Origin of the sequence: Bacteroides uniformis (assembly GCF_025147485.1) — a bacterium.
GTDB lineage: Bacteria > Bacteroidota > Bacteroidia > Bacteroidales > Bacteroidaceae > Bacteroides > Bacteroides uniformis.
In genome coordinates this window covers 3497714-3516664 of the sequence record NZ_CP102263.1, presented here as the reverse complement: position 1 = coordinate 3516664, position 18951 = coordinate 3497714, and the positions used below count along the sequence as shown (strand labels likewise).

Sequence of the window (18951 nt, the reverse complement as noted above, 5' to 3'; positions counted from 1 at the left end):
TCATATACTATCGACCCATCTCCTTATATTCTTTATTAATTATAACAGTTGTTTCAATCCTCGCAGGATATAATCACGTTTCAAATCTTTTGGCTTATAGACAGTCCCGTCACAAGACAACAAGTCTATATCCAGCCGTACAATTTCCTGCTCCTTCTCCTCGGGCTTCCTTCCGGCTTCCCGTTCGATGGCTTTCAGGCAGGCGGTGACTTCCTCTACCGGATTATCGGAAGCAAAGCATGCCACCTGATTGGAGAACAGATTCGGACGGTGAAAGAACAAAGGTACCGTCTCCTCCTCTTCCGAGAAACGTATTCCCGAAAAAAGTTCCGTCAAGCGTCTGCGAGCCAGTTCCATGTTCTCCCTCCGCTGCTCGTTGCTCCCAATACTAATCGTATAATCCATTTTTTTAAGGTGAAAGGGGAAAAGGTGAAAATTGAAAGTTTACCTTTCCACTTTCAATTTTCACCTTTCAACTAATTAAACAGTTCGTCGAGTCCCTCTATCGGTTCTTCTATATGGGTGTCTCCTTCCAGATTCACATCATCCTTGCACGGGTCATAGCCTTCGGGCAACTGGAATGTTTCATTTTCATCATATCCCAGAGATTTGTCACCGAGCACTTTCACCATGTATTTGGTCCAGATAGGCAATGCCATGGAAGCACCTTGTCCGTGAAGCATCGTATCGAAGTGGATGTCGCGGTCCTCACCGCCCACCCAGCAACCGGACACAAGCGAAGGCGTGAAGCCCATAAACCAGCCGTCGGCATTGTAGTTCGTCGTTCCGGTCTTGCCGCCCATGTCGGCTTTCACACCCAGACGGCGCACACGGCCTCCGGTACCTTCGTTGACAACGGCACGCAGCATGACCAGCATCTTGTAAGCGCTGGATACGCTGATGACTTCCTGCATTTCGGGAGCAAAGGTTGCCAGCACGTTTCCGTCGTTGTCCTCGATGCGGGTCACGAACAGCGGAGCTACCCGGATACCCTTGTTGGGGAATGCGGTATAGGCACTTACCATCTCGCCGACGGAAATCTCGCACGGGCCCAGACAGAGTGAAACGGAAGGTACTATATCACGGTTGCGGACACCGAAAGTATGTATAAGACGTTTCAGATTATAGGGATTCAGCTTGCTCATGAGATAGGCCGTAATCCAGTTGTCCGAGTTTGCCAGCCCCCACTTCACAGTCACCATGTCACCAATCAGCTTTTTGTTGGCATTACGCGGCGTCCACGGTTTTCCGTTTTCATCAATCAGCGTGTATTCCACGTGGCGCACTTCGTCGCAGGGAGAAAAACCGTTCTCCATAGCCAATGTATAAAGGAAAGGCTTGATGGTAGAACCTACCTGGCGGCGTCCCACCATGGCCATATCGTACTGGAAGTAATGGTAGTTCGGTCCGCCTACGTATGCCTTGACATGTCCGCTGCGCGGGTCCATGGACATGAAACCGGCACGAAGGAAGAACTTGTAGTAACGGATGGAATCCATCGGGGTCATAATGGTGTCTTTCTCCCCTTCCCAACTGAATACGGACATCTCCTCCGGGGTATCGAAGGCTTTCTTTATTTCAGCTTCGGTGGCTCCGGCTTTCTTCATAATGCGGTAGCGGTCGGACAACCTCATGGCACGTCCCAGAATCTCGTCCACCTGCTCCTGGGTCAGACGGAAGGTGTAGGGAGCTTTCTTGGCCCCTTTCTTTTCCTTGAAGAAGTAACCTTGCAGTTCCTTCAGATGCTCTGTCACGGCATCCTCGGCATACTGCTGCATACGCGAGTCGAGCGTGGTATAGATTTTCAGCCCGTCGGTGTAGAGGTTGTATTTGGTACCGTCTTTCTTGGTGTTCTTTTCGCACCATCCAAAGAGCGGATTGTTCTCCCAATCAAGTGAATCCTCGTAGTATTTCTGCATCTGCCAACCGCGGTAGTTGGCCTTGTCGGGCTTCTTGGCGGTGAGCACGCCGCGCAGGTATTCGCGGAAATAAGTGGCCAACCCTTCCTTGTGGTCCACACGGTTGTACTTCAGTTTCAGAGGCAATGCCTGGAGGGAGTCGCGCTCGGCTTCCGTAATATATCCCGCTTTCCGCATCTGGTCGAGCACCACATTGCGCCGTCCGCGGGAACGTTCATTGTAGCGCACCGGATTATAGAGAGACGGATTCTTGCACATGCCCACCAACGTAGCCGCTTCCTCAATCTTCAAATCTTTCGGTTCGCAACCGAAGTAGGTAAAGGCAGCAGTCTTGATGCCTACCGCATTGTTCAGGAAATCGAACTTGTTGAGATACATGGTGAGGATTTCCTCTTTTGTATAGTAACGCTCCAGCTTTACGGCAATCACCCATTCGATGGGCTTCTGGAACAGACGTTCCATCACATTGTCGGCACTGGGAGAATAAAGCTGTTTGGAAAGCTGCTGGGTGATGGTACTGCCACCGCCGGCATTCTTCTGCATCAGGATACCGCGCTTCACTACGGCACGCGTCAGGGCGTAGGCGTCAATGCCCGAATGTTCGGCAAAACGTACATCTTCCGTAGCTATCAAGGCGTTGATGATATTGGGCGACAAATCATTGTATCCCACAAACACGCGGTTTTCCTTACTATAGGAATAAGTACCCAATACTTTTCCGTCCTCGGAAAAGACTTCTGTGGCAAATTTGTAATTCGGATTTTCCAGGTCTTCCACCGGAGGCATATAGCCTATCCAGCCCTTGGCTATGGAAAAGAATATAAAGACACACACCAGCGAAATCAGTGCGATGAAAATCCATAGGATTTTGACGACTTTCCTTATCATGTTTCAGTTGCTAAAATCAAAGTTCAATAATAGGGCAAAGGTACGGAAATATATTGGATGTGCCTATGCTTTTTATATCTTTTTCAGGATAAGATTTCCGGCATTCACAAAAAAAACGCCCGTTTATTTTAATGGAAACTGTCAGTGAAATGCAAAACGATTGCAAAATAATTAGAAAACTTGAAGAAAAAATCGGAAAGGAAAAACACATCGTAATGAGCTATAATACAGATTGAAACAATGAAAACTTGCCCTCGCGCGCGTAAGAGGAGATAAGATAAGAAGAGAAGAGAAAAAAACGACGTTGTCGTTAAAAAGAACGACGGCGACGGCGTAAAGAGATACCACACTTCACTGTCCGGAATGCCACACTTCGACAAGGCAAACGCCGCACTTGACTAAGGCAAATGCCACACTTGAACATTCGCGAAATGCGGCATTTACTTTGTCGAAGTGTGGCATTTCGGATGATGAAGTGTGGCATTCCGGACAACAAGCCACACGGTTAAAAAAACAGCCCATATTTCGCAAAAAACTTCCCCGCATATTTCCGTAGCCCGCATATTTTCCGTAACTTTACACTCTCGAAAAGTATAAATGAATTCAACGATATGGAAAACAGAAGTTTAGTCACCATTGCCGAGCATAGCCGGGAAAAAATCCTCTATATGCTCGAGATGGCGAAAGAGTTTGAAGCCCATCCCAATCGGCATATATTGGACGGGAAAGTAGTTGCCACCTTATTTTTCGAGCCTTCCACCCGTACACGCCTCAGTTTCGAGACTGCCGCCAACCGGCTTGGAGCACGTGTCATCGGGTTCAGCGACCCCAAGGCCACCAGCTCATCCAAGGGCGAGACGCTGAAAGACACCATCAAGATGGTGAGCAACTATGCCGACATCATCGTGATGCGCCACCACCTCGAAGGGGCCGCACGCTATGCCAGTGAAGTCACCACCGTGCCCATTGTGAATGCCGGAGACGGTGCCAACCAGCATCCCTCACAAACCATGCTCGATCTCTACTCCATCTACAAGACACAAGGCACACTGGAGAACCTGAACATTTTTCTGGTCGGCGACTTGAAGTATGGCCGTACCGTCCACTCCCTGCTGATGGCCATGCGCCACTTCAACCCCACTTTCCACTTCATCGCTCCCGACGAGTTGCGGATGCCCGAAGAATACAAAATTTACTGCCGCGAGCACAACATCAAGTACGTGGAACATACGGACTTTACGGAAGAAATCATTGCTGATGCCGACATCCTCTACATGACCCGTGTGCAGCGCGAGCGCTTCACCGACCTTATGGAGTACGAGCGGGTGAAGAATGTCTACATCCTGCGCAACAAGATGCTGGAACATACCCGTCCCAACCTGCGCATCCTGCATCCGCTGCCCCGTGTCAACGAAATAGCCTATGATGTGGACGACAATCCCAAGGCATACTATTTCCAGCAGGCACAAAACGGACTGTATGCCCGTGAAGCTATTCTGTGCGATGTACTGGGCATCACGCTGGATGAGGTGAAAAAGAGTAAAGGAGTAATTCAGTAGAATCGTCTAATAACTAATATTTCAAGATGTTAAGCGAAAAGAAACAGGAATTGCAGGTTGCTGCTCTGGAAAACGGCACTGTAATAGACCATATACCCTCCGAGAGACTGTTTACCGTAGTCTCCCTGCTCGGACTGGAACACATGAGCAACAATATCACCATCGGCTTCAACCTCAAGAGCAAGAAGCTGGGCACGAAAGGCATCATCAAGATTGCCGACAAGTTCTTCTGCGACGAAGAGATAAACCGTATCGCCGTGGTGGCTCCCAATGTAAAACTGAACATTATCCGCGACTACGAAGTGGTGGAGAAACGCGAAGTCCGCCTGCCCGAAGAGCTGCGCGGAATCGTGAAATGCGCCAACCCGAAGTGCATCACGAACAATGAGCCTATGCCTACGTTGTTTCATGTCGTGGATAAGGACAATTGCGTCATCAAATGCCACTACTGCGAAAAGGAGCAGACCAGAGAAGATATTGAGATTATATGAAAGAAGACTGGAAACCCGGAACAATGATTTATCCGCTGCCCGCCGTATTGGTGAGCTGCGGAAGCACTCCGGAGGAATATAACATTCTGACTATCGCATGGACGGGGACGATTTGTACGAACCCGCCCATGTGCTACATCTCCGTACGCCCCGAACGCCACTCCTACGACATCATCAAGCGGAATATGGAATTCGTCATCAATCTCACCACGAAAGACATGGCCCGTGCCACGGACTGGTGTGGCGTACGCTCCGGAAAGGACTACAACAAATTCGAGGAAATGCATCTGACACCGGGGAAAAGCACCGTAGTCAGCGCGCCTCTTATCGAGGAATCACCGCTTTGCATAGAATGCCGGGTAAAGGAGATTATGGCTCTCGGTTCGCACGACATGTTTATAGCGGATGTGGTAAATGTACGTGCCGATACCCGTAATCTGAACCCTGAAACCGGCAAACTGGAACTGGCGGAAACGAATCCCTTGGTCTATGTGCACGGTGGATATTATGAGCTGGGAGAAAAGATAGGCAAATTCGGATGGTCAGTAGAGAAAAAGAAGTAATAATGCGATAAAGGTTTTAAGAGATGGAGTTGCGACGAATCTTGATGGGCTTATATCTGTTGGCCTTCCCCGCCATGATGTGGGGACAGACTCCGGTTGTGCCCGGTACTGCCGACGAAGAGCATTCCGGACACCACAAGGAAACTCCGGTCAATTTCGGTTTCAAAGGCGGTTTCACCTCTTCCTTGTTCCTTGTATCCCAGTTCAGCGTCAACGGAGTGCCCATTGACGAAGTGCAGAACAATTACAAAATAGGATATTTCGGTTCCCTTTTCATGCGGATAAACTTCGACCGCCACTTCCTGCAACCGGAAATATCCTACAACATCAACCGGTGCAACATCACCTTCGAGAAACCTCTGCCCGAAGACGCCGCATCAGGAGCCCGGCCGGAGGAAGCCTCCATTACATCGTCCATCCACAGTATAGACATCCCCGTCATCTACGGATACAACTTCATCAAGGAGGGGCCGTACAGCCTTGCCGTCTTTGGAGGACCCAAAGTGCGCTATATATGGGACAGGAAAAGTGACATCGACTTCGAGAATTTCGACCAGGTGAATATCCGTGAAAGGCTGCGTCCGCTCAATCTCAGTTTCACCGTCGGCGTATCCGTCACCATCTCACGCGTCTTTTTCGACTTCCGTTACGACATGGGGCTGCACAACATCTCCAAGAGCGTGACATACGATATTCCGGCCGACAACAACGCTGCTGACGAAAACACGAAAAACGAAATCCGTTTTCACCGCAGGGACAATGTGCTGAGTTTTTCTTTCGGAGTGTTCTTTTGACAGTAAATTTCTTCCTTTTCTTTCAATTTATTCATTTATTTCCCGTAAATTTGTGCGCTTAATAAGAGAACACAGATTTATCAAACTTATCTAATAAGCAGAATGAAAAGAGATGATTTAATTTTCGAACTTATCGAAAAAGAACACCAACGTCAGCTCAAAGGCATTGAACTGATTGCATCAGAGAACTTTGTAAGTGACCAGGTTATGCAGGCAATGGGCTCCTGCCTCACCAACAAGTATGCTGAAGGATACCCCGGCAAGCGTTACTATGGTGGTTGTGAGGTAGTGGACCAGAGTGAGCAGATTGCCATCGACCGCTTGAAACAGATCTTCGGCGCAGAATGGGCCAACGTACAGCCGCACTCCGGTGCACAAGCCAATGCAGCCGTATTCCTCGCCGTGCTCAATCCGGGCGACAAATTCATGGGACTGAACCTTGCACACGGCGGTCACCTCTCCCATGGTTCACTGGTCAACACTTCCGGTATTATCTATACTCCCTGCGAATACAATCTGAACCAGGAAACCGGACGTGTGGACTATGACCAGATGGAAGAAGTTGCCCTGCGCGAGAAACCCAAAATGATTATCGGCGGCGGTTCTGCTTATTCCCGCGAATGGGACTACAAGCGCATGCGCGAAATCGCGGACAAGATAGGTGCCATCCTAATGATTGACATGGCTCATCCTGCCGGACTGATTGCAGCCGGTGAACTGGATAACCCCGTGAAATATGCCCACATCGTGACCTCCACTACCCACAAGACTCTGCGTGGTCCTCGCGGTGGCGTTATCATGATGGGTAAGGACTTCCCCAACCCCTGGGGCAAGAAAACTCCGAAGGGAGAAATCAAGATGATGTCCCAGTTGCTGGATTCAGCCGTATTCCCCGGTATCCAAGGTGGTCCGCTGGAACATGTCATCGCAGCAAAAGCCGTTGCCTTCGGCGAAATCCTGCAACCGGAATGGAAAGAATATGCCAAGCAGGTGAAGAAAAACGCCGCTGTCCTGGCACAAGCCTTGATAGACCGTGGCTTCACCATCGTTTCCGGCGGTACGGACAACCACTCCATGCTGGTAGACCTGCGCAGCAAATATCCCGATTTGACCGGTAAGGTTGCCGAGAAGGCGTTGGTATCTGCCGACATCACCGTAAACAAGAACATGGTTCCGTTTGACAGCCGCTCGGCTTTCCAGACTTCCGGTATCCGTCTGGGTACTCCTGCCATCACAACCCGTGGTGCCAAGGAAGACCTGATGCTCGAAATTGCCGAGATGATTGAAACCGTTCTGTCCAACGTAGACAACGAACAAGTCATCGCAGAGGTACGTGCACGCGTCAATGCGAAGATGAAAGAATACCCGCTGTTTGCTTATTAATAAGCAAACAGAATTAAAATTAAGAATTAAAAATTAAAGGCTGCGCAGTTCAAAGCGAACATTGCGCAGCCTTTAATTTTTAATTCTTAATTTTTAATTCTAAACGCGCTCCGCGCGTTTAGCTCAGCCCTTCTATATTTCCGTCCACAATATCAATGTGTTCGGCTTGTGGTTTCTTGGGTAATCCCGGCATACGGAGAATTTCACCGGCGATGGCTACAATCATTTCCGCACCGTTATTGACCACAATATCCTTGATGTGGAACTCAAAGTTGTTGACTGCACCGTATATCTTCGGGTCGGCAGAGAAGGAGTACTGCGTCTTGGCAATACAGACGGGGTAATGGCTGATACCCATCTGCTCTATCAGTTTGATAACTTTGCGGGAGTGGAGACTGTAAGTCACTACGCTTGCCCCGTAGAGGTTGCAGGCTACCTTTTCTATTTTACGTTCCACGCAATCGCTCTCTTCGTAGGTGAAGGTCAGCGGTTCGGATGGTTTGTTCTCGATAGTATCTACTACCAGATTGGCAAGGTCAACGGCTCCCTCTCCTCCTTTGGCAAAGGCGTTGTTCACGGCAAAACCTACCTCAAGCTTTTCTTCGCAATGGCGGCGGATAGCTTCCACCTCCTCGTCCGTATCACTGGCAAAACGGTTGAATGCCACGATGACCTGCTGGCCGAATGAACGCAAATTGCGTACATGCTTGTCCAGATTGCCGAAGCCCTCTTTCAGTCCTTCCATATTGGGTTCCTTGATGCGGTCCAGACTGACACCGCCATGCATCTTCAGTCCTTGTGCGGTAGCAACGATTATCGTCAGCTTGGGCTGTAGGCCGCTCTTGCGGCACTTGATGTTGTAGAACTTCTCCGCACCCAGGTCAGCCCCGAAACCGGCTTCCGTCACTACATAATCGCCAAATGTCATGGCCATTTTTGTGGCAAGAATGGAGTTGCAACCATGGGCAATATTTGCGAACGGTCCTCCATGAACAAAAGCAGCAGAGCCTTCGGTAGTCTGTACCAAGTTGGGGTTGATAGCATCTTTCAACAGTACGGTAATGGCACCGGCTACTCCTAACTCCTTCACTGTGAAAGGAGTACCATCGAAACGGAATCCCAGAATAATATTTTCAATACGGCGACGGAGGTCGTCGAGGTCTGTTGCCAGACAGAGAATAGCCATAATTTCGGAAGCCGGGGTAATATCGAAGCCCGACTCCTCGGTAATGCCGTTGGTGCTCGGTCCCAATCCGGTGACAATGCTCCGCAAGGAACGGTCATTCACATCAAGTACGCGCCGCCAGATGATTTCTTTCAGTCCGAAGCCATCCGCCTGATGCTGGTACAAGTAATTGTCGAGCAAAGCGGAAATCATGTTGTGTGCGGAGGTAATGGCGTGAAAGTCGCCCGTAAAGTGCAGGTTTATCTTCTCCATGGGCAGCACCTGGGCATATCCTCCACCGGCAGCACCGCCTTTCATGCCGAAGCAAGGACCTAACGAGGGTTCGCGTAAAGCCACAATCGCTTTCTTGCCAATCTTGTTCAGCCCCAATGCCAGCCCGATGGACACGGTTGTTTTACCGATACCCGCTTTCGTAGCCGTGATAGCCGTCACCAGTATCAGATTGCTCTTCTTCACTTTCTCTTCATCAATCAGATGCGTAGGAATCTTGGCTATGTAACGGCCATAGTTCTCTACTTCGTCACGCGGGATATCCACACTTTCAGCCACCTGCTTTATCTTCTTCAGCTCTATGCTGCGGGCTATTTCAATGTCCGATTTCATACAGAGTCTTTTCTTTAAATAACAACTTTAATGTTTTGAAAGTTGCAAAAGTACGAAAGATGTGGCAAAGTACAAAAGAATACCGTATTTTCACCTGACCACCTGCATCTTCTATCTATTTGAACCGCGACGTATCCACCGCCTCCCGTTGCTTCTCCTTATATCCACCGAATTTATAAGTAAACGATACGCCGAATTCGCGGAAGCATGAGTAATGATTCGTCACATTCTGCGTCTTGAAACGGATGCGGGGAGAAATCTGTCCCGTCTCAAAAATATCGTTGCAATAGAGGTTGAGAATGGCTTTGTTCTTGGCGAAGCCGTAGCGCAGGGCAATATTCACATTGCCCGACGTAGGCAGGTCGTAGATGCCCTGAATGGCTTTACTATGCACAAATCCGGTCACCGTCAGCTTCAAGTCGGGTTTGGTGGAGAGAGTAAAAGTATTGTTCATCTGGGCAATGCCATAGCATTGCTTTCTGTCGAAAGGAATATCCCAGAAATCACCATCCTTTTCGCGATGCCACAAGCCGATGAGGGTAAGGCGAGAATTCAACCAATCCTTCACCTTAAACGGGATAGAGGCTTGTATTCCTGCTTGTTGCTGATAATCAAAATTGAGTGTCTTGTAGATTTCAACCAGACGTTCGGAGGATTGGTAGAGTGTCTGTACGGAGTAGTCCTTGGTATGGTTGAACCAAGCGCTGAAGATGTATTTGCTTTTCAAAATATAGGTCATTTTCAGCTCATACTCTTGTGCCGGTTTCAGCAACGGATTACCATGCAGCTCAGAGTATCCGCCGCCGATGTAAGAGACGGCATCCTGCACCGCCCAGTAGTCGGGATAGTCCTTGTCGCTGCTCAGAGAGAGCTGAAGGATATGTCCCGGTGCCGGCATATAGTTCAAGTTGACGATGGGATACCAGTCCCACTGGTTCCAGACGGGAGTCTTGTAATGCTCCACAGCCAAAGAAGCGTCCAAAGCAAGTTTGTCGCCGAAACTTTTGCTGAAACCTGCATAGATATTCCAGGTCTGCTCGCGGCGGCGGGACTTCATATTGCTCAAGGCATCCGATGAGGTCAGTTGTCCGCCGGTTTCGGGGTCATAATAATATTGGTAGCTGTTGTCGATGCTGGTAGTATAGATGGCTCCGTAATTCAAGTCCCAACCTTTTCCCAGACTGTGCTCCTGGGCCAGAAAGAATTTCCATCGGTTGATGCGTTGGCAATCTTCGGTGTAGAAGTCAAGTTCCTCGTCCTGCATGCGGCTATGCAGCAACTGGTCGGACGGGGAACGGTAGTAGGTCAGTTCGGCACCGGCTTTGAGGCCAAAAGGGGTACGATAGTCCAGACGGCCGTTGTGCAGCCAGTCGGTGCTATTGCCATGAGTTGTGGACACCTGCGTGCCCGTCACGCCCTTCCAGTTGTGGGAGGTGGAATAGCCACCGTTATAGACGAAACTCAGCTGATGGTTCTTGGCGATATTATAGTCCGCCCCTACCCGGAAGCTATGGGTATGGCTACGGCCACGGCCCACCTCATCTGTTGTCATGGGGTGAACCGAGCCGTCTGCCAGAGTGTGCACAGCCTCTTTGTCGGTAGTAGAGTAGCCCTGGCCATGGCTGTGCGAGTAAAGAAAATCTGCTGAGAATTTATTTTTGCTGAAGAGCAGGCTGGCGCGTTCCTCAAAGCCTTCGTTATGCTTCTGGCGATACTTGGCATAGAGTTCGCCTTGCCAGGAGCCGGGGCCGCCTGCCGATTGTTTCAGGGTGATATTGATAAGTGCGCCACGCACCTGGTAGCGTGCAGGGGCGTTGTACATCACTTCCGCCTTCTCTATGCGGCTGGCAGGGATGCTGCGCAGCAAGGAATAGAGCTGCTCTGTGCTGAGGGTGGTTACTTTGCCGTCCAGGATAACGGTGACTCCCTGACCTGCCAACTGCAGCCCTCCATTCATCTCGATGACGCCGGGAAGCTCTTTCACGGCATCGTAGGCATTATCTACGGGGAGGTTCCGGATAAGGCGGGGCAGGTCGTACACCAGCTTGCCTTGCGCTGCCTTTACGATGGGGCGTTCACCGGTAATCATCACTTCCGGCAAGGTCTGATAAAGGCTGTCCAGACGGGCATCGGTCGTAATAAGGCTGTCGGCGCTGAGGATGCGGTTGTCGTCCGCACCGGAGGTGGTTGCAGTGCCGTTGTTCTCTTGTGCCGAAAGACTGATGCTCAAAGCACAGCATACAATAGGAAGTAAATAGAATCGTTTCATGTTCTTCTTTTTATTTATGTTTATATTCTTCTTCTGCAAATCTTCGTCTGCAAAGTACGGCAGAATCAGCAGAAACTTGTGTTATCAGCGGCTTACCAAGTGTTATCCAGTGTTATCGGGAGTGTTATTTAGTCTTATCGGATGATAGGGTTCACAATATTAATCTTACCTTTGTATGTATAAAAGTAACCGGAAACAAACATGAAACTGCCATTCAAATATATTGCCATACTTGTCATCGTCTCCCTGGCCGGCATCTTCGCCTACCAAGCCTACTGGCTGACGGGGCTCTACCATACCATGCACAGTGAAATGGAAAGGGACATCACCGAAGCCATGCGCATGAGCGACTATAACGAAATGATGATACGCGTGGATAAAATGAAGCAGGGCGACATAAACCACGGTGAAGTCAGCGTATCAGCCGGATACAGCGATGACGGAAAATCATTTGTCCGTAGCAGTACCACCATCTCCCGTGAAGATTCTTTGGACAACACCACCCTGCACGAAACCTTCATGCCCAAAGGAGACAGTGTTTACGTGACCCACCCGAACGATTCAACCCGCGTGGAAGTCAGTGTCAGGGACTCAGACAGCTCTCCCCAATCCGCATTGAGTGCCAAAGGGGGACTGGATGTGATTTTGCGCGACCAAAACAGTATGCTGGAACTCGCCACCTACTTCCAGCGCGGACTGCATTCGGGACTGGACATCATTTCCGACCCCGACGTACTGCTTTATGACAGCCTGCTGACTTCATTCCTGCATGACCGTAACATCAATCTTCCCCATAGGCTGCTACATCTTCACAAAGGCAGCAAATGGGACTCTACCATTCTCTATATAGATACATTGGTAAACATCGGTACCCCCGGCTATGTGCCTACCTCAAAAGCCGTGGAATATAATTATTCTTTCGACATCAATACAAATCAAAGCTACCGTCTCATCATGGAACCGGCCGGCACGTTGGTCTTGCGACAGATGTCGGGCATTCTCACCACATCATTCGTTATTCTGATCGTACTCGCTTTCTCCTTCTGGTTCCTGATACGCACCATCCTGAAACAGAAGACACTGGAAGAGATGAAGAGCGATTTCACCAACAACATCACCCACGAACTGAAAACCCCCATCGCCGTAGCATATGCCGCCAACGACGCTCTGCTCAACTTCAACCAAGCGGAGGAAAAGGCCCAGCGCGACAAATACCTGCGTATCTGCCAGGAACAGCTTCAGCGCCTCAGTGGACTGGTTGAACAGATACTTTCCATGAGTATGGAACGCCGCAGGACTTTCCGCCTGCACCCGGAGGAGTTTGCAATACGTGATATTCTGGAAACGCTCATCGAACAACACAAGCTGAAAGCGGAAAGCTCCGTCCACATATCGGTGGACATCGAACCGGAAGATTTGAGCGTACTTGCCGACCGTACGCATTTCAGCAACATCATCAGCAACCTGATAGACAACGCCATCAAATATTCGCACGGAGAAGCCGAAGTGACCATCCATTGCCGCAAGATGGCCGTCGAAGGGCAGAATGAACAGACCGAAATCTCTGTCAGCGACCACGGTATCGGTATTGCTCCCGAGAAGCAGAAGCACATCTTCGACAAATTCTACCGCGTACCCACGGGTAATCTGCACGATGTGAAAGGCTATGGGCTGGGATTGTTCTATGTGAAGACCATGATAGAGAAGCATGGTGGCAGCGTATCGGTAAAGAGTGAGTTGGGAAAAGGAAGTACCTTTACGATAAGGATATGATAACATTATTTGTTAGGGTACTTTACATTACTTGTTAAGGAGCTTTACATTACTTGTAACAAAAGCGACAATTATGGAAAAGATAACCGTACTTCTGGTTGAGGACGAACAGACCCTCGCCATGATTATCAAGGACACATTGGAAGGGCAGAACTTCATCATCCACACCGCAGCAGACGGTGAAGAGGGATTGCGCAAGTTCTTCGACCTCCGTCCCGACGTGCTGGTGGCAGACGTGATGATGCCCCGCATGGACGGCTTTGAGATGGTGCGCCGCATCCGGCAGACCGACAAACAGACCCCGGTACTGTTCCTTACCGCCCGTTCCGCCATCAACGATGTGGTGGAAGGGTTTGAGCTGGGTGCCAACGACTACCTGAAAAAGCCTTTCGGAATGCAGGAACTCATTATCCGCATAAAGGCCCTGGTAGGCAAAGCTTTCTCCTTTACAGAGGAAAAGCCCAAGGAAACCACCGTTTTTGAAATCGGTGACTACCGTTTCAATTCCGTCACTCAACGACTTGCTTTTGCAGGCAGCACCCCGACTTCACCTAACGCGGATACGGAAGTGGAACTCTCCCACCGCGAGTCCGAGATACTGAAACGCCTTTGCGAGAACCGCAACCAGGTGGTCAACACCCAGAACGTATTGCTCGACCTCTGGGGAGACGACAGCTTCTTCAACTCCCGCAGCCTGCATGTGTTCATCACCAAACTGCGGCATAAACTGGCCGGAGACGAGCGCATCCGTATCGTCAATGTGCGGGGAATAGGATATAAACTAATAGTGAACTAAACTAAAACTAAACTACTATTTATGAGAAAGTTATTATTCATTACTTTTATCTGTTCCTCACTCTGCGCCTATGCACAGAGCGAGATTCCGGAAGACACAATAAAGAACCGGCCTCCCGTAAAGAAAGAGCAGATTCCCTTTTCTCCAAAAGAGAACAAGCGTACGGGCCTTGATGAAAGCCAGCCCCAACAAAGTCTGCAGGGCGAACAGCAGGAAGAGATAAATCTCCATCTCCCTCCCTCCGACTATGTGGAGCCCCTGCCCTGGACGGACATGAAGAAGATACACTTTCAGAAAAACATCTTTGAATGGGACTTCCAGCGTTTCGCCGATTTCCTGCTCTCGCCGGAAGTCGTACTGACGATGTACGGCAGCCATAACACCTATCCTGCAATGGGCTCCATCATGCAGGCTGGCGCAGGAGTTACTTATTACAGTCCCGACGGACATTGGGAATTGAGCGGAGGGGTATATGCCGCCCATTATTCCATCTCCCAACCTTCATCCATTACCGGTGCCCAGTATGCCAAAAGGGATGCCCCCCGAGGTACTCAATGGGACATAGGCTACAATGCCTCCGTATCCTACCGCATCAATCCCTACATGCGCCTGCATGCCTTCGGCCAGTATTCGGGCTACGGGAGAAGCAACTCCTTTCATGGATATATGAACCCGATGTATCCGCAAAGCGGTTATGGCATGGTACTGGAACTGAAAGTGACGGACTGGCTCGACCTCAACGGAGGGATGGAACGAAGATACGACCCCACCAAAATGAAATGGGTAAATTCGCCCATTTTCGCCCCTACCATTCGTATAAAGAAATAGAAATAATACAAAGATATTTCCGGAAATAGAGGGAAACGAGTATCTTTGTTCAGTCTGCCCCTATGCGGCAGACAGCAACTGAAATTGTGAACAAAGAACTATGAAACGAATCTTCTTCTGCATCATCATTTTACTTGCAGGCATGTCATCCGTCAGCGCACAGAGCGAGATGCCTGCCGATACGGTACGTACTGCAGTACGTGGCGAAGCGTCTCCCGAAGGCATGTCTCCGTCTGAAAAGGAGCTTCTGCCGGGCGTGAAGAATTACGACGGCTTCCTGCTGGATATGGGGCTGATGAATCTGTCCACCCCCACTCTTCCCAAATTCACTTTGGAGATACCGGATGCCAGCAAAGACTATAGCCGCATCTTCCAGTTGAACCCGAACGTGACTTATTCACAAGGCCTTTCGAACATATTCTCACTCAGCAACTCCCGGTATTTCAGTTCAAACCCCTTCGGACTGACGGGCTTCTGGGGCTCTACCGACAACCTGCAAATGGGAAGTTTCACTTTGAAGAACGGCATGCGCATCCATACGTACGGCGAATATGACAAGGACGGCTGGAAAGTGCCCAACCCTTCCGCACTGCCTTGGGAAAAGAACAATTTCAAAGGGGCGTTCGAGCTGAAATCAGCCAACGGAGCCTTTGGCATACGCATCGAGGTACAGCAGGGCAGACACGTGCCCTATTGATGCCCATCACTTAACAACAGAATCAATGACAAGAAAGAAAATACTGGTGATAGGCGCCAACGGTTTTACCGGCAGACGCATCCTGGATGATTTGTCCCGCAACTTGTCTTACCAGACAACGGGCTGTTCCCTGCACGACGACATTTGTCCCCATTCGGGCAACTATCGCTTTATCCGCACGGATATATGCAACCGCCAGGCGGTGGAAAAGCTTTTCCAGGAAGTACAGCCGGATGTTGTAATCAATACCTCCGCCCTCTCCGTCCCCGATTATTGCGAAACGCACCATGCAGAAGCGGATGCCGTCAACATTACTGCCGTGGAGCATCTGGCAGAATGCTGTGAGGCGGGAGGCAGCCGTTTTATCCATCTTTCCACCGACTTCGTTTTCGGTGGTGATACGGACCGACCCTATACGGAGGAGGATATTCCCGCTCCCGTTAATTATTACGGCTACACCAAACTGGAAGGTGAGAAACGTATCGCTGCCGTTTGCAGGGATTATGCCATCGTGCGTGTAGTGGTGGTGTACGGTGCCGCCCTGCCCAGACAGCATGGCAATGTGCTCCAACTGGTGGCAAACAGATTAAGGAGCAATGAGGAAGTGTTCGTCGTATCCGACCAATGGCGTACGCCCACCTTCGTGGGAGACGTGTCGCAAGGAGTGGAGAAGCTGATAAGTCATCCGCAAAACGGTATCTATCATCTCTGTGGCAGCGAGTGCCTGACCATTGCAGACATCGCTTATCGGGTAGCGGACGTATTGGGGCTGAATCGCTCGCTCATCCGTCCCGTCACTACGAAGGAGATGAATGAAAAGACGCCACGTCCCCGTTTCAGCGGGCTGAGTATAGAAAAGGCAAGCCGGGAACTGGGGTATCAGCCGCGCACGCTGGAAGAAGGAATAAAGCAGATGTTCGGATGGTAAATAATGCAGGTGCGGATGGCAGCAGATTCGACTACAGCAACTCCGGCTCTGCCAGTCCTTTCTGTTTGCGATACACACGTACCATCTCCAGAATCACATCTCCATATTTCTCCACCCCTTTTTTTCCGAAATACGGAATGCGTACAAGCATGGCCTTATCCGAAGGAAGCAGATTGCTGATGCCTAGAATTGCCTTCTGCTGAATGACGGTGTATACGGGCAGCCCTAATGCGGAAGCTTCTGCATTGCGCCATGCTACCAAGCGGTTGTAAAGTTCCGGATGCAGCACATCCGTGGGTACTTCAACAGCCGCAGCATCGCGTTTCCGCTCACGCGGACGTTTCTCTTTATCAGCCTGCTTACTGCTTCCCTGCCCTTCTTTGGCAGAAGCACTTCTCCCTTTGCCTTTACCCTTCTGCGAAGCCGAATCATCAATGGAAAGCAGTGCTTTCTGCTTCAAGTATCCTGCCATATGGAAACCATTCTCCAGCACATAATCCAGCAAATCAGTCTTCATGTCAAACACTTCCTCCAGTTCCTCCATGGCATCCCGGAGCTTCTTCTTCAACTCTTTATTATCAGAAGTTACCGTACTCGCCATCACCGCATCCAGCGGTTGCAACTGCTCTTGAAAATAAGTGGCGGCAGAGTGTATGCGCCCCTGCAAAGTCGGGTCGGCTGCATAGTCCTGCGCAGTATCAATCAGGCGGGTATACTGGATACTGAACTTCTGGGCTACTTTCGTCACTTTGTCGTGAAAACGTTCCATTTCCTCCTTACAGACTGCGAGTTGCTTGGGAAAGAGCTTGTACAAGTGTTCGTCTATCAGCCGCACATACCGCCGCAAAGCCTGCTCCATGGGCTGGAAATCGAACAAGCCCGACAGCAGTTCCAGGAAATAGGTCTGCTGCAAGGAACGGAAGCGTTTCTCGTCCGGCTCGTTTCTCCGTGCCTCCATCGTGAAGGTATCTACTGCATGGTCACTGATAACGGCCTTTGCAGAAAGCGGGGCACTGAGCACCACTCCCTCCAATGTCTTGCAGCGGCTCAGAGCCACATAGGTCTGCCCATGCGCAAAGGAGGCACTGGCATCAATCACGGCACGTTCAAACGTCAGTCCCTGGCTTTTGTGAATGGTAATCGCCCACGCCAGCTTCAGCGGATATTGCCGGAATGTTCCTTCAATATCTTCTGTAATCTCCTTGGTTTCCTCATCAAGCACGTATTTGGCATTCGTCCACTCTTCCTCTTGAAGTAAGAAGGTAGCGTCGCTTCCCTTACTGCGCACTTCAATTCCATCTGCCGACACGGCTGTCACCTCTCCAATCATGCCATTGTAGTAACGGTGCTCACCGGAGATGTCGTTCTTCACAAACATTACCTGGGCACCGCGTTTCAGTTCCAGTACTTCATCCGTGGGATAGGAATATTCGGGAAACTTTCCGTCAATCTTGGCACGAAAGGCATACGAGCGTCCCGGAAGTTGTTCCAGCTCATGGTCATTAATCCGTTGGGCCTGATAATTGTGGGTCACCAGGCGGATGTATCCTTCTTCTTTATCTGGTACGAAATTGGGAATATACCGGCGGTTCAAGGCTTCCAGCACTTGCCCGTCACAACGGTTTTCGCGAATGCGGTTCAGTAATTCAAGAAAAGTCCCATCGTTCTGCCGATAGACTTTCTTTAGTTCTATGGTGCAATATTCCGTCTGCTTCAAGGCCTGGCTGGAGAAGAAATAAGGCGTGTCATAGTATTTGCACAGCATCTGCCACTCATCGTCTTTCACTACGGGAGACAGCTGCTGTAAGTCGCCAATCATCAGCAGTTGCACGCCGCCAAAGGGTTTGTTCCGGTCGCGGAACCGCCTCAAGACGGCATCCACCGAATCGAGCAAGTCGGCACGGACCATACTGATTTCATCGATGACCAATAAATCTATGCTGCGTATAATGTTGATTTTCTCTTTCCCGTAACGAAAACGGTAGGTTGCCTTGCCATCTGCGCTGAATGAGCTTTCGGGCACATAAGGAGCGAAAGGTACTTGGAAAAAGGAGTGGATGGTGACACCGCCTGCATTGATAGCGGCAATTCCCGTCGGTGCAAGTACAATCATCCGTTTCGGACTCTCCGCCCTCAGTTTTCGCAGGAAAGTTGTCTTACCGGTACCTGCCTTGCCGGTCAAAAAAAGATGAGTGCCTGTGTTTTCAATGAATTGCCATGCAAGCGCTATTTCGGGATTATTCTCCATTGATATGTTTATTATTCAACCAATCC

Annotated in this window: 15 protein-coding genes; 10 read left to right on the top strand and 5 right to left on the bottom strand. The window is 50.0% G+C overall.

Annotation, left to right across the window (positions count from 1 at the left end; all coding sequences use genetic code 11):
- Window positions 1–39 precede the first annotated feature (39 nt).
- Together NQ510_RS14060 and NQ510_RS14055 are read right to left on the bottom strand one after the other, a co-directional pair.
- Window positions 40–405 carry a 2-amino-4-hydroxy-6-hydroxymethyldihydropteridine diphosphokinase gene (locus tag NQ510_RS14060; protein ID WP_005829072.1) on the bottom strand — a complete coding sequence of 122 codons (366 nt, stop codon included), beginning with the start codon at window positions 403–405 and terminating at the stop codon, window positions 40–42.
- Window positions 406–476: 71 nt separating this feature from the next.
- On the bottom strand, window positions 477–2807 hold the full coding sequence (locus tag NQ510_RS14055; protein ID WP_005829073.1) for a transglycosylase domain-containing protein: 2331 nt from the start codon (window positions 2805–2807) through the stop codon (window positions 477–479).
- Window positions 2808–3418: 611 nt separating this feature from the next.
- On the opposite strand from NQ510_RS14055, the gene pyrB reads away from it, so the two are divergent.
- The 5 genes from pyrB (at window position 3419) to glyA (ending at window position 7597) form a co-directional block, all read left to right on the top strand.
- Window positions 3419–4366 (top strand): aspartate carbamoyltransferase, encoded by a 948-nt coding sequence (gene pyrB, locus NQ510_RS14050; protein ID WP_005829081.1) that lies wholly within the window; start codon window positions 3419–3421, stop codon window positions 4364–4366.
- Window positions 4367–4392: 26 nt separating this feature from the next.
- Window positions 4393–4857: an aspartate carbamoyltransferase regulatory subunit gene (gene pyrI, locus NQ510_RS14045; protein ID WP_005829083.1), complete on the top strand. Its 465-nt coding sequence runs from the start codon at window positions 4393–4395 to the stop codon at window positions 4855–4857.
- Complete coding sequence (locus NQ510_RS14040) at window positions 4854–5420, top strand: flavin reductase family protein (protein WP_005829084.1); 567 nt, start codon at window positions 4854–4856, stop codon at window positions 5418–5420. The genes pyrI and NQ510_RS14040 overlap by 4 nt, the downstream gene beginning before the upstream one ends.
- Before the next feature lie 23 nt (window positions 5421–5443).
- Window positions 5444–6214 (top strand): porin family protein, encoded by a 771-nt coding sequence (locus NQ510_RS14035; protein ID WP_005829086.1) that lies wholly within the window; start codon window positions 5444–5446, stop codon window positions 6212–6214.
- Window positions 6215–6316: 102 nt separating this feature from the next.
- On the top strand, window positions 6317–7597 hold the full coding sequence (gene glyA, locus NQ510_RS14030; protein WP_005829088.1) for a serine hydroxymethyltransferase: 1281 nt from the start codon (window positions 6317–6319) through the stop codon (window positions 7595–7597).
- 118 nt (window positions 7598–7715) lie between these two features.
- On the opposite strand, the gene NQ510_RS14025 is transcribed toward glyA, so the two are convergent.
- Together NQ510_RS14025 and NQ510_RS14020 are read right to left on the bottom strand one after the other, a co-directional pair.
- Window positions 7716–9386: a formate--tetrahydrofolate ligase gene (locus NQ510_RS14025; protein ID WP_005829089.1), complete on the bottom strand. Its 1671-nt coding sequence runs from the start codon at window positions 9384–9386 to the stop codon at window positions 7716–7718.
- A 115-nt stretch (window positions 9387–9501) separates the two neighbouring features.
- Window positions 9502–11655, bottom strand: a complete 2154-nt coding sequence (locus tag NQ510_RS14020) for an outer membrane beta-barrel family protein (RefSeq protein WP_034525802.1) — start codon at window positions 11653–11655, stop codon at window positions 9502–9504.
- Between the two features lie 201 nt (window positions 11656–11856).
- On the opposite strand from NQ510_RS14020, the gene NQ510_RS14015 reads away from it, so the two are divergent.
- From NQ510_RS14015 to NQ510_RS13995, 5 genes are all read left to right on the top strand, one after another.
- A complete protein-coding gene (locus NQ510_RS14015; protein ID WP_005829099.1) occupies window positions 11857–13428 on the top strand; it encodes a sensor histidine kinase in 1572 nt (523 codons plus the stop codon).
- Between the two features lie 73 nt (window positions 13429–13501).
- Window positions 13502–14224, top strand: coding sequence for a response regulator transcription factor (locus NQ510_RS14010; protein WP_005829101.1), 723 nt, complete (start codon window positions 13502–13504; stop codon window positions 14222–14224).
- Window positions 14225–14245: 21 nt separating this feature from the next.
- A complete protein-coding gene (locus tag NQ510_RS14005) occupies window positions 14246–15052 on the top strand; it encodes a hypothetical protein (protein WP_057098116.1) in 807 nt (268 codons plus the stop codon).
- A 100-nt stretch (window positions 15053–15152) separates the two neighbouring features.
- Window positions 15153–15749, top strand: coding sequence for a hypothetical protein (locus NQ510_RS14000; RefSeq protein WP_005829107.1), 597 nt, complete (start codon window positions 15153–15155; stop codon window positions 15747–15749).
- Between the two features lie 25 nt (window positions 15750–15774).
- A complete protein-coding gene (locus NQ510_RS13995) occupies window positions 15775–16677 on the top strand; it encodes an SDR family oxidoreductase (protein WP_005829109.1) in 903 nt (300 codons plus the stop codon).
- A gap of 31 nt (window positions 16678–16708) precedes the next feature.
- Here the strand turns inward: NQ510_RS13995 and NQ510_RS13990 are convergent, their stop codons facing one another.
- A complete protein-coding gene (locus tag NQ510_RS13990) occupies window positions 16709–18925 on the bottom strand; it encodes an AAA family ATPase (protein ID WP_074668656.1) in 2217 nt (738 codons plus the stop codon).
- Between the last annotated feature and the right edge of the window lie 26 nt (window positions 18926–18951).